Source organism: Bacillus nitroreducens, assembly GCF_964021195.1.
Map to the genome: position 1 here is coordinate 381261 of NZ_CAXHYI020000003.1, position 12869 is coordinate 394129.

Consider the following 12869-nt stretch of genomic DNA (forward strand, 5'->3'; position numbering starts at 1 on the left):
ATGTATCGTATTGACAGTCACAACGCATAATTTACTTATAAAAAAGGGTATACTTTCGATTTGAAGTCAGCATAGTTTTCGATATGAAAGTCTGCTTCAATTTCTTGATTTTCAAATGCAACAGTTTTAATCCCTAATTCTCTTGCTGGTATTAAGTCCAGTTCGCGGTCGCCGATTACTAAGTCAATCTGATAATCCTTCAACACATGTTTGTATGAAGCGGCGTCTGGCTTTCGTGCAAATCCTTCTTCTTCTACAGAAACAATAACCTTAAAATATTGCAGTAAGTCAAATTTCTCTAAAAGAGAAAGAGTGGATTCCTTATCCCGATGTGTGACGATAAAATTATTTTCCGCTACTTGTAGAACGTCCTCTATATTTTCAAACGGCTGTGTGTCTGTGGAATATTGATTATACAGTCTGATGTAGTCGCTTCGCTTACTTTCATCAATTCCATAGTGCTTAAAAGCCACCTTTGAGTTTTTCTTAAGCCATTTCAATACTTCATTTGGATCCAAATCCTTACCACTTAAATGGATAAAACCCTTCACCAATGCTGGATATGTGTTAAACAATGTTCCATCAAAATCCCATAGAATATTCATGATAAATCCCTCTTCTTTTTCTGTGCAAAAGTGGGCTGGAACGAGTCAGGTTCGAGACCATGTTCGTAACCAGCCCCCTTATGCTTACTATTAGCTAGCCTTGAATAATTTATTTTACCGCTACATCCTATACATCTTGTTGTTCAAAAGTATTGAGTAATTTACGAACTTCATCTGTAGACTTCGCGCTCATTAATTGATTTCTTAACTCACCCGCGCCTCGAAATCCCTTGACATAAATCTTGAAAAAGCGACGTAATTGTCCCAATGAGCGTGATTGTAAATGCGAATACTCATCAAAAAGGTCAAGGTGTAATCTTAGAAGATCAAGTAATTCCTTACTAGTATGATCTTTTGGCTCTTTTTCAAATGCAAATGGGTTTTTAAAAATACCCCGCCCAATCATAATTCCATCTACATCGTATTGTTGCGCCAGTTTTATCCCCGTTTGATAATCAGGAATATCCCCATTGATGGTTAAAAGAGTATCTGGTGCCACCTCGTCACGAAGTTTCTTAATGTCTGGGATGAGCTCCCAATGTGCATCTACTTTACTCATTTCCTCTCTTGTACGCAAATGAATGGATAAGTTCACGATGTCTTGTTTTAAGATGTGAGTAAGCCAGTCTCTCCATTCATCTACCTCCGTGTATCCCAGCCTTGTCTTCACACTTACAGGCAATCCCCCTGCTTTTGCTGCTTGTATGATTTCAGCTGCTACCTCTGGGCGACGAATGAGACCACAACCCTTTCCATCTTCTGCTACATTATCAACAGGACATCCCATATTGGTATCTATACCACTAAATCCCTGTTTCGCCATAGCGATACTCATTTGGCGAAAGTACTCAGGCTTATCTCCCCATATATGAGCAACGATTGGTTGCTCATCTTCTGTGAAAGTTAATCGCCCTTTAACACTTTCATGTCCATCAGGGTGACAAAAGCTCTCTGTATTTGTAAATTCCGTGAAAAACACATCTGGTCTTGCTGCTGCACTTACGACGTGTCGGAAAACAACATCTGTTACATCTTCCATGGGTGCAAGTACAAAAAACGGTCTTGGTAGATTATGCCAAAAATTTCCCTTCATAATTTATATAAATCCTCTCTTTTTGGAATACAAAAGGTATTTTCCAATAATAAAAAAACAATGATGATACAAATGATCACGTTGTTTATGTCTTTGTTTTGAACAGGAAAAGACCCTGATATCTTGATTTACGAAATCGGGTCTATCCGCTATCTATTCATTACACAATATTAACATCAACTATGAAACGTATTCAACATGTAACTAGTACATTCGGTCATATACGATAGCTAGAAAGTTTCATATATATGATTAACCAAATATGAACCCTATACTACTCCCTAATTTTTAGGTAAAGGCATATTATTTGCTAACTTTTCAATTAATTCTTATAATTATCTTGAATTCAAAATTATGGTAAAGGATGGAGAAATACATGACAAAAGTCGGCATTATTATTGGTAGTCTTCGTAAAAATTCATTTTCAAAACAAGTTGCTGATAACGTAGCAACTTTGTTCCCAGAAGGATTTGTAACAGAGTTTGTAGAAATTGGCAATCTTCCGTTTTTTAACCAAGATTTTGAAGGAGATCTAGGAACTCCTGCTGAAGTTACGGCATTCCGTAATAGAATCAAAGAATTAGATGCAGTATTATTTGTAACACCTGAATATAACCGTTCGATTCCAGCTGTATTGAAAAATGCACTCGATATAGCATCACGCCCATATGGGGAAAGCGTTTGGAACGGAAAACCTGCAGCAATCATTAGCCAATCTCCAGGTGCACTTGCTGGATTCGGTGCAAATCATCACTTACGTCAGGTACTATCTTTCTTAAATATGCCTGTTGTTCAACAACCAGAAGCATACATAGGATCTGTTCATGAATTACTAGATGAAAACGGTAAGCTAAATGAGGGTACAACCGAGTTCCTTCAAGGATTCGTTAATGAATTTGTTGAATTAATCAAGAAATATCAATAAATAAAAATAGTTGGAGTGTTATGCAGTAATCTGGCCAACACTCCAACTTTTTTTTTACAAGATTGCTGTTCTTTGCCAACTAAATACTGATAAATCAAATTAAACCCTCAACAAAAACATCCCTATTTTCGTGCCTTGCCATGCTATTCTCTTTTATCTCCAAACACATCTTTCCGTGTGTGAAACCCATCGGCAATAACCGTTTCATTTATATTTTGTTGGTCCACTGCAATTGGTCGAAGCAGAAGCGATGGTATTTCCAGTTTTCCATTGTTAATTTTTCGTTCGGTTAGAATGGTATCTCCTTCCGCCATATTAATAGCGGCTTTTGCTGCTTCGTATGCTAATGTTTTAAGAGGTTTGTAGATTGTCATGGTTTGTGTTCCCTCAGCAATTCTTCTTACAGCAGCTAAATCTGCATCTTGGCCAGCCACAGGAATTTTCCCTGCAAGTCCTTTGGCTGCAAGTGCTTCAATTGCCCCTCCAGCTGTTGCATCATTTGCTGCAATGACAGCATCTATATCATTGTTATTTATTTTTAAGGCATTTTCCATATAATTCCTTGCATTCTCTGGATCCCAATTTTCAGTCCATTGATCATATACAACCTGTATGTCACCACGGTCTATCATTGGTTGGAGAACCTTGAAGACTCCTTTTTTTAATAAGTGGGCATTGTTATCTGTATATGCTCCACCTATATACACATACTTCCCTTTAGGAACTACCTTTGTAATCGCCTGTGCTTGAAGTTCCCCAACTAACTCATTGTCAAAAGAAACATATAAATCGACAGATGAGTTTTTTACTAAACGGTCATAAGATATCACTTTAATTCCAGCAGAATGGGCCTTATTAACGATGGTTGCTACAGACTCTGCGTTATGCGGAACAATAACAAGTAAATCAATTCCTTCACTTATTAATGTTTCTGCTTGTACAATTTGTAAAGCATCATCACCCTTTGCTTCACGTATTACAACTTCCGCACCTAGTGCCTCTACAGCTTCTTTGAACAAATCTCGGTCCTTTGGCCAACGTTCTTCTTCTAATGTATCCATCGAAAATCCAATTCTAATCTTATCTTCACCTTTTGTCTGCACGTTTCTTTCAGGTTCTTTGTTATCGATAGGTTTTGTAGAGACACTTCGTTCACATGCTGTCAATACGATTAAAAGGGAGATGATACTTATTAAAAATACTTTCCCTAGCTTTTTTACCATCGTTTTCCCCCCTTACCTTAGCTCAATTTAAATATGATGACGGATTAATCTTTTAAACCCAGAAGTGTTTTACGATATTCTCTTGGGGTGACATTACACATTTTCTTAAATACTTTGCTAAAATAATTTGGTTCATGATAGCCTACTTCTAGTGAAATTTCTTTAATACTCTTATCTGAATCTGCTAATAACTTCTTCGCTTTTTCTATACGGCACTCCGTTAAAAAATCAATGTAGTTAATTCCGAGTTCCTCTTTAAACATTTTACTAATATAAATCGGACTTAACCCAACTTGATTACTCAATGTTTCTAGCGAGATGTTTTTTTGAGAGTTATCCAAGATAAATTGTTTAATTTGATGGATTGTATTAGCTTCCAAATTTTTATAATGGTTCTCGTGAGAAGATTTCATCTTATTAAGTAAATTCATAGTTTCAGAACGCAACTGACGGTAATTTGGCGTTTGATAATGATAAATAGGAGTTTCTGTGTCAATTCCCATTTCACTTAATATCGACCAGATCGACCATAATGCATCAAGTGTTAATTGCTGAGCTTGTTGTATTTCTAAGCCTTCCATTTCATATGACTGAATGAGATTGATAATGTTCAATTTAAGGTGGTCCCATTGTCCCAGACGTACTTGATCTACCAAATCTTTTTTTAGTATCTTTATCTGTTGCCAACTGTCTCTTTCGTTTATTACAGGTACATCCTGATAAAATCGATACTTTACAGGAAGAGTCGTATTGCTAGAAGCAATAATTGCTCCTTGATAAGATTGGCGTATTTCTTCTAAGGTGCTACAATCATTCCCTATTCCGATAAACCATCCAGATTGTTTATCAACATTTGCTACTGTTAGAATATCTCTTGCTAGTGAAATAGCTTGTGAGCGATAGGATTGGCCTTCATCTCGGAATATAATGATGGGTAGATTTCCATGGTAAAGTGCCCCCATCCACCCGCTTTTCGTTTTTCTCACTTTTTCTTTAATCTTTGAATATAAGTGTTCCTTTCCATCTGGGACGACAACATTCATCACAAACGCTCTACTTGTAAAACGAATATCAAGCATCTCCATCAGCATGTTTAAATGTACCTCATGAACATGATCAAATAATAGTTGAGTGACAACATCAGTTTCAACGAGAGCTAAAGTCCTTTGAAACATTTCTTTTTGTAGATTATTTTCTTCTTTCTGTTCCCTTTCATTTTCTATTTCCTGTATAACCTTTCCAACTGTTGTTCGAATTTCACTCACTTTACTAGGCTTTAATATATAATCTTTCGCTCCGAGCTTTAAAGCCGACTGAACATATTGGAACGTATCAAATGCTGTTACCATAATGAATTTTACATAAGGCTGATCTTCATGAATCTGCTCTATTGCTTCTAAACCATTCATACCAGGCATTTGTATATCCATTAACACTAAATCTGGTTCAAAGCTTTTTGCTTGTTCTACCGCCATCTTCCCATTATGTGCTTCCTCAACAATTAAATCAGGGAAAGATCTGTCTAAAATGACTTTCATTCCTTCCCGTTCAATTTGTTCATCATCTACAATTAAGAGTTTAATCATGTTTCTCTCCTCTTTGTTTTGGAATTTTTAGTAGAACAGCCGTGCCGACACCTTTTGTACTATTAATGGAAATAACGTCATCCCTTCCATAAAAGAGACGTAAACGCTTCACCACATTACTGAATCCTATTCCTGTTGAATGTCCTTCTGTCTGAACCTGATGTTCCATTAATATTTGAGTAATTTTCTCCTCAGTCATACCCATTCCGTCGTCTTTAATTTGCACCATGACATATTCATGATCATCTTTCACACTGATAGAAATCACGCCACCATCGACACTTGGTTCGACTGCATGAATAACAGCATTTTCAATAATAGGTTGTAAAGTTAGTGCTGGAATCCCTACACCTAGACAGGATTCATCAATGTCTTCCTGTAGCTGAAGTCTATCCGTAAAACGCGCCTTCTGAATCTCCATATATTGTTTCACGATCATTAGCTCATCTCTTAATGTAACGGATCTGTCAATTTGTTTTAGGTTGTATCGTAAAAGATCAGCTACACTCACTAATAAATCGCTAATTTCTTCAGATCCTTCTAGGTATGCTTTTTTCGAAAGTGTGTTTAGTGTATTAAACAAGAAATGTGGGTTGATTTGACTTTGCAGACTGCGAAAGTGACTTTCCTGTAAAATAATTTTATTTTGTTGGAGTTCACGTTCTAGTTTTGCTTTTTCCTTCATTTGCTGGATTAAGTTATTAATATTATTCCGCATATGATCAAAAGTCTTAGCAAGAAAAGAAATTTCATCATTTGTTTTAACCGTTATTTCTTTATCAAATTTACCCTTTGATAATTCACTAGCAGCCACTGTTAGTTGCTGGATTGGCCTAGTGATACTTAAAGAAAACCAATACGTAGCTATCAATAATAGTAAAGATGTTAACAAGATCATCCAAATGGCTAACTTTACTAATTCAATTGACTGTTCCATGATCCCTCGATAAAACGGTTCATGTGTTTTAAGCTCCATATCGATTAATGTGAGGGTCGTTTCAGATATATAGTTTCCAATCCGAGAAATTTCTGCAAGGTCCTTTACTGTCTCCTCATCATCTTGCTCAATCCCCAATAGTCGGTCAGTCGTTTCAATTAAACTTTCCATTAAATGAATATAATTTGTTAATGTAAAATTATTTTCTTCATTTCTTACTTTAAACACTTCATATTTTGCAGAAACCAAACTCTTCTTACTATCTTCTAATTCCTTTAGGTTTTCTGAAGATGGCTGGAGCAAATAATTATTTAAATTCGTAATGACTTGATTACTAGATCTTGATACCTCATTTAATAGTAAGTAACGGTTTAGAACTTCATTGTATTTTACTTGCGTCTTATAATTGTAGAATGTTAGCATAATCCAGATTAGTGACATCACGACGATAATAACTGTTGTAAGCGTTAATATTTTTCTTTGAATGCTACTCATTTTCTCCGCCCTTTAATATCTGGATATTCGTGAAGTAACCGTTAATATCGAGTGGGACCGTTTCGCCGTTCAACCACTTAATCATTTGTTCAACACTAACTTCTCCCATTTTTTCTGGATCTTGCTCAATAACACCGTCAATTTTCCCTTGTTCTACAAGTGGAATAGATTCCGGCCCGTCATCAAATGTATAAATAAAATAAGGCTCAACTTGAGAACGTTTCTCTATTTCCTGCACCATCGGACCAATCATATTTGCATTTACAGGAATAAATGCATGTACATCAGGGACTTGATTCAATGTGTCTCTCACTGAAGAGATCACTCTATCTCTTGACTCCGATGTTTCAGCATGGAGTAGCTCTATATCAGGATAGATACTTAATACTGCTTCAATGCCCCTAACTCTCTCCTTTTGATAATATTCTTGTTGGCTGTCGTATAAAATGACGACCTTCCCTTTTTCCCCCATATCATTCAACAACTGCATCGCTATTAATTTTCCTGCACTGAATTGGTCTGAACCAACATATGTTCTTCTTAAGCTTTCCTTCATTGGCACATCATTTGCTACCGTAATAATCGGTATTCCAAAAAACGAAGCCTTCACTTTTGTGAGCGCTTTAAATTCATCAGTATCAAGACCTTGAATAATAATACCATCTACTTTTGAATGTATAGCAAGTTCCAATTTTTTTAGAAACTCTTCAGGATTATTACTGTAGCTGCCCCACATCTCAAGGCTAGCACCTTCTTTCTCCGCCTGCCTTAACGCACCTATACCGACCTTATTCCAAAACGTCGTGTCCATATCTCTTGTAATTAAGACTAATCGATATTGAGAGTCTGCTTGTTTTATTCCTTTTGGTAAGGATAGGTCATTGCTAAGAACAATATTTGCTGAGGTAAAAATCAGATAACAAAGAGAGACAAATAAGATTACTAGTATGATATACATATATTTTTTCATGTAGATTCTCCCTCTTCTCTCTTTTACCATATTGTAAGTCATCTAATTCGTTTCTATCAACCCTACATATCCTTGCATTATTTTAATATAGAATAATGATATTTCATTCGATGAGGGGATGAATGGAATTGTCTGTATAACCCCATGTGTATTCCCGCTCATTGAAGGGATAAAGAGGAAAAATCAGCGGATTCTCATGTGAAATCCTGTTCATCATGGTGAAAAAGGCCTCCCCAGTTTTCTCGGAGAGAGCCTATTTGCTAACATGCACGTGTACAAACGAGAATTTCAATTTCCATTTCTTCTTGTCATCACATCAAAGATTACGGCTAAAGCTAGTACGCCACCTTTAATCATATACTGATATGAAATTCCTACACCTAGTAGGTTCATTCCACTTGTTAGGGATGCCATTACGATAGCTCCGATTATGGCACCAGTTACTTTACCTACCCCACCAGCTGCAGATACACCACCAACATAGGCAGCCGCAATCGCATCCAGTTCAAAAAGTGTTCCAGCTGTAGTAGTTGCTGCTTGTAAACGAGATGTAAATAAGATTCCTGATAAAGCTGATAATAGTCCCATCGAACCGAATACAATATACGTAATCTTCTTCACGTTAATTCCACTTAAATGTGCAGCTTCTGGATTACTACCAACTGCATAAATATGTCTGCCAAGTACCGTCTTAGTTGTTAAGAAATGATAAACGAGAACGACTAGTAAGATAATAATAACAGTCCAAGAGAATCCGTTATAACCTGCTAATATCCATGTAATTCCTGCGATGACAATCGAAACAAACACGAGCTGTAAAATAAAAACCTGCTTCGAAACGACTTCAAAACGATACTTTATTTTATTTCGACGATTAGATATTGCACTGTAGTTATAAAATAGAATTCCTACAACACCCAATAATAAAGAGAGTAAGTGTAAGCCACCAACTTGCATAATGGAAGGTATAAAGCCATTTCCAATTGCATTAAATGCGTCATTTTGGACAATGATAGTACCAGATTTTTCTGTTACTTGTAGGATTGCACCACGATAGATCAACCAACCCGCTAGCGTTGCCACAAAGGCGGGAATGCCTACTTTCGCTACAAGAAAACCTGTTATTAAACCAGCTATCGTTCCAAGTACTAGAATAAGTGGCACTACAATATAAACTGGAAATCCATACTGCATCAGTAAAATAGCTGCAATTGCCCCAAGGAATCCTGCTAGAAACCCTATCGATAAGTCAATATGTCGAATGACAATGACGAGCATAACACCAACTGCTAGAACAGCAATATAACCTGCTGAATCTAATAAGTTACTAATATTACGGGAAGAAATAAATAAGCCATCAGTGAGAATAGTAAAGATAATGAAAATAATCAATAAAGCAATGTACATCCCGTAATCACGAATATTTTTACTAATTAATGTTCTCATTTCTTGAAAAAAAGTCATGAGTTTAGCCTCCTATTGTGTAGCAAGTTGCATGATTTTTTCTTGATCGGCTTCTCCTATTGGTAATTCGCCTTTAATTTCACCTTCGGCCATGACATAGACTCTGTCACTCATTCCCAATATTTCCCCTAACTCTGAAGAAATCATGATAATGCTCATTCCCTCTTCAATTAGCCTGTTCATAACCGTATAAATTTCATATTTTGCGCCCACATCAATTCCACGAGTAGGTTCGTCTAATATGAGAAGTTTAGGCCCAACAAACAGCCATTTACCAAGCGAAACTTTTTGTTGGTTTCCACCACTTAAATTGCCAACAAGCTGTTCTAAAGAAGAGGCTTTAATGGTTAATGATGATTTATAACCGTCTGCTACTTTAATCTCTTCGTTTTCGTTTATAACACCATTCGTTGCAATTCCCTGCAAATTTGCGGCAGTAATATTACTTTTAATATCTTGGAGTAAAAACAGTCCATCACCCTTACGATCTTCAGTCACATAGGCAATCCCAGCATTTATTGCATCACTAGTATGCTTAAATACTTTTGGCACACCGTCTAGAAGTAAGTCTCCTTGTACTTTATACGATTTCGCATTACCAAAAATACTAAGTGCAAGTTCAGTTCTTCCAGACCCCATCAAGCCAGCTATTCCAACAATTTCACCTTTTTTAACATTGAAATTTGCATTTTTCACAACATGTCTACCAAGTTTTTGGTCGTATGCAGACCAATTCTTTAATTCTAGTACTATTTCATCAAATGACTGCTTGGCTCGTTTCGGATAAATATCTTGAATCTCACGTCCTACCATATTCTTAATAATCGTATTTTCAGTAATCTCTCCTTTGGAAGCATCAAGAGTTCCAATGGTTTGTCCGTCCCGAATGACGGTTGCACTATCCGATATTTTAATCACTTCTTTTAATTTATGAGAGATCATAATACAGGTAATTCCTTGTTTTCTGAGACCATCTAGTAATTCTAATAAATTTTCACTATCATCCTCATTTAATGCTGCAGTTGGCTCGTCTAGGATTAGAAGTTTCACATCTTTACTTAATGCTTTAGCAATTTCAATTAACTGACGTTTCCCTACACCTAAATCTTTCACTAGTGTTTCAGGATTGATATCAAGATTCACTTTTTTTAATAATTTCTTTGCTTCAACAATCGTCTCGTTCCAGTCAATCAAAGAACCTTGCTTGATTTCATTCCCTGCAAAAATATTTTCATAGACTGTGAGATCTGGAAATAAAGCTAACTCCTGGTATATGATAACGATTCCTGCATTCACACTATCGTTTATTTTATTAAATTGTTGTACCTTGCCTTCGTACACAATATCTCCTTCATACGTTCCATAAGGGTATACACCACTAAGAACTTTCATTAAGGTTGACTTTCCAGCTCCATTCTCACCAACTAAGCTGTGTATCTCACCCTTCTTGACTTTAAAATTGACATTGTCGAGCGCTTTAACACCTGTGAACTCCTTAGAGATTTGGTTCATCTCTAAAATATATTCGCTCATCCTGAATACCTCCAAACGAAAAGCTATAATCAATGCGTGATAGTGAACCTATCACGCATTATTTGATTCGATATTTATAGTCCAGAAAACTCGCTTGCTTCGTAGTATCCTGAATCAATGAGTTCAGTCTTCACGTTCTCTTGTTCTACAACAATTACATCCGTTTGTTTTGCTTTTACTTCTACAACTCCATTGTCGTAGCTACCAGTTGTTTCAGGTGTTTTACCATCTAAAATGTCGACTGCCATACCAATTGCATCTGCAACTAATGTACGAACATCTTTAAATACAGTCATGGATTGTTTGCCATCAATAATATATTGGATAGAAGCTTTTTCAGCATCTTGGCCTGTAATGACGAAACTTGAAACGTCCGAATCACTTGCGAACACATCTGCAATAGATCGTGACGTACCATCGTTAGGAGCTAAAATTGCAATATCACCTTTTAAGTCAGAATCTGCTGCTGTTAAGTGCGTTTGAGCTTTATTTATTGCCTCATTCGGATCCCAGTTTGTTGTCACCTGACCTAAGATTTTACCTAACTCATCACGAGTAAGATCTGCTTTATCTTTTAATGCTTCTGCTTCACTTGAGTTTGCAATGACGAATGTACCGTCTGCAATTTTCGGCTGTAGAGTTTTCCAAGCACCTTCAAAGAATAAGAAAGCGTTGTTATCTGAAGCAGCACCTGCATATAGGTATAACGGAATATTCGTACCTTCCGTGTTATCAATAATATATTGGGCTTGTGCTGCACCTACTGCCACACTATCAAACGTTACATAATAGTCGACTGCATCTGTATCAGTAATTAATCGGTCGTAAGCTATAACTGTTACTCCTTCTTTTTTTGCTGCTTCAACTGCAGAACCAGCAGCTGCACCATCGTGAGGAGCAATAATTAATACTTCAATTCCTTTGTTAAGTAATGTTTCTACGTTTTCCTTTTCTTTGGCAGATGAACCTTGGCTAAATAAAATTTCTGTTGTGTAATCAGAATCTGCTAGTGAGTCTTTAAAGCGCTGCTCATCTTGCACCCATCTTGGCTCGTCTTTCGTCGGTAGAACAATACCGACACTCATTTTACTACTTCCACCAGTTGAGCCACTACAAGCTGCTAACATACCAAGTAATACTGTCGCAACGATTAGTCCGTAAAAAAACTTCAATGTCCTTTTCACAAGAATTTCCCCCTTCGAGATATAAAAATGATTTGGTACACACCAAGTATAGAGCGATTTACGCATTAAGAAAGCGCTAACATAGGGTAATCTTTTAGTATTTTCTGTACTTTTTTAGCATTTTTGAATAGATAGGGCTCATATCATGATGATACACGTACAAAAAGTCCTAGTTTATTACAAACAAAAAAGCATGAGCGTGGGGTAATTCCATGCTCATGCTTTTAGATTTAGACGATGTTTAATGTTTTTTGATTAAGAAATTAAATTGTTCATAGTATATTCACCCGACGTTTTAAGAACCTCGATTGAAGTATTGATGTTGAAACATACACATCCTAATTGCATTGTGGTATTCACCATCAACAAAGAACTCATCAATTAGTTCTCCTTCAAACTGAAATCCGAGTTTTTCATAAATATGAATCGCCTTTTCATTAGTTTTATCAACGATTAAATAGAGTTTATACATATTTAATACAGAAAACGCATAATCCATTGCAAGTTGTGTAGCAGACTTTGCATAGCCATGCCCTTGATGATTAGGATCAATGATAATTTGGAATTCAACCCTACGGTGGATATAATCAATCTCTACTAGTTCCACTAGACCCACCATTTCATCACCTTTTTGTACGATAAATCTTCTTTCACCTTGGTCATGAATATGTTTATCATACAAATCCTGCAATTCCACAAATGATTCGTATGGCTCTTCAAACCAGTAAGACATGATGTTTGCATTAATATTTAATTTATGAACAAATCCTAAGTCCACTCTTTCTAAAGGCCTTAATTTTACATCACTCATTGCTTCTCATCCTCCGAAACCTAGATTCAATCTAGGGATTGTT

General features: G+C 36.3%; 11 protein-coding genes. 1 reads left to right on the forward strand and 10 read right to left on the reverse strand.

Features of this window, described 5'->3' with window-relative positions; translation table 11 throughout:
- Positions 1 to 35: 35 nt before the first annotated feature.
- Together ACWPVE_RS05615 and ACWPVE_RS05620 are read right to left on the reverse strand one after the other, a co-directional pair.
- Positions 36 to 605: an HAD-IA family hydrolase gene (locus ACWPVE_RS05615; protein ID WP_453991477.1), complete on the reverse strand. Its 570-nt coding sequence runs from the start codon at positions 603 to 605 to the stop codon at positions 36 to 38.
- 127 nt (positions 606 to 732) lie between these two features.
- Complete coding sequence (locus ACWPVE_RS05620) at positions 733 to 1698, reverse strand: tRNA dihydrouridine synthase (protein ID WP_453991479.1); 966 nt, start codon at positions 1696 to 1698, stop codon at positions 733 to 735.
- Between the two features lie 376 nt (positions 1699 to 2074).
- Between ACWPVE_RS05620 and ACWPVE_RS05625 the strand changes: the two genes are divergently transcribed.
- Positions 2075 to 2623, forward strand: coding sequence for an NADPH-dependent FMN reductase (locus tag ACWPVE_RS05625; RefSeq protein ID WP_453991481.1), 549 nt, complete (start codon positions 2075 to 2077; stop codon positions 2621 to 2623).
- A gap of 143 nt (positions 2624 to 2766) precedes the next feature.
- On the opposite strand, the gene xylF is transcribed toward ACWPVE_RS05625, so the two are convergent.
- The 8 genes from xylF to speG all read right to left on the reverse strand — a co-directional run bounded on the left by xylF (position 2767) and on the right by speG (position 12826).
- Complete coding sequence (gene xylF, locus ACWPVE_RS05630; protein ID WP_453991483.1) at positions 2767 to 3846, reverse strand: D-xylose ABC transporter substrate-binding protein; 1080 nt, start codon at positions 3844 to 3846, stop codon at positions 2767 to 2769.
- A 44-nt stretch (positions 3847 to 3890) separates the two neighbouring features.
- A complete protein-coding gene (locus ACWPVE_RS05635; protein WP_453991485.1) occupies positions 3891 to 5432 on the reverse strand; it encodes a response regulator in 1542 nt (513 codons plus the stop codon).
- Positions 5425 to 6864, reverse strand: a complete 1440-nt coding sequence (locus ACWPVE_RS05640) for a sensor histidine kinase (protein WP_453991488.1) — start codon at positions 6862 to 6864, stop codon at positions 5425 to 5427. The genes ACWPVE_RS05635 and ACWPVE_RS05640 overlap by 8 nt, the downstream gene beginning before the upstream one ends.
- Positions 6857 to 7834 carry a sugar ABC transporter substrate-binding protein gene (locus ACWPVE_RS05645; RefSeq protein WP_453991490.1) on the reverse strand — a complete coding sequence of 326 codons (978 nt, stop codon included), beginning with the start codon at positions 7832 to 7834 and terminating at the stop codon, positions 6857 to 6859. The genes ACWPVE_RS05640 and ACWPVE_RS05645 overlap by 8 nt, the downstream gene beginning before the upstream one ends.
- A 288-nt stretch (positions 7835 to 8122) precedes the next feature.
- Complete coding sequence (locus ACWPVE_RS05650; RefSeq protein WP_453991493.1) at positions 8123 to 9298, reverse strand: sugar ABC transporter permease; 1176 nt, start codon at positions 9296 to 9298, stop codon at positions 8123 to 8125.
- A 12-nt stretch (positions 9299 to 9310) separates the two neighbouring features.
- Positions 9311 to 10831 carry an ATP-binding cassette domain-containing protein gene (locus ACWPVE_RS05655; protein ID WP_453991495.1) on the reverse strand — a complete coding sequence of 507 codons (1521 nt, stop codon included), beginning with the start codon at positions 10829 to 10831 and terminating at the stop codon, positions 9311 to 9313.
- Positions 10832 to 10905: 74 nt separating this feature from the next.
- Entirely contained in the window at positions 10906 to 11958 is a 1053-nt protein-coding gene (locus ACWPVE_RS05660) for a sugar ABC transporter substrate-binding protein (protein WP_453997378.1), read from the reverse strand.
- Between the two features lie 352 nt (positions 11959 to 12310).
- Positions 12311 to 12826: a spermidine N1-acetyltransferase gene (gene speG / locus ACWPVE_RS05665; protein ID WP_453991497.1), complete on the reverse strand. Its 516-nt coding sequence runs from the start codon at positions 12824 to 12826 to the stop codon at positions 12311 to 12313.
- Positions 12827 to 12869 lie beyond the last annotated feature (43 nt).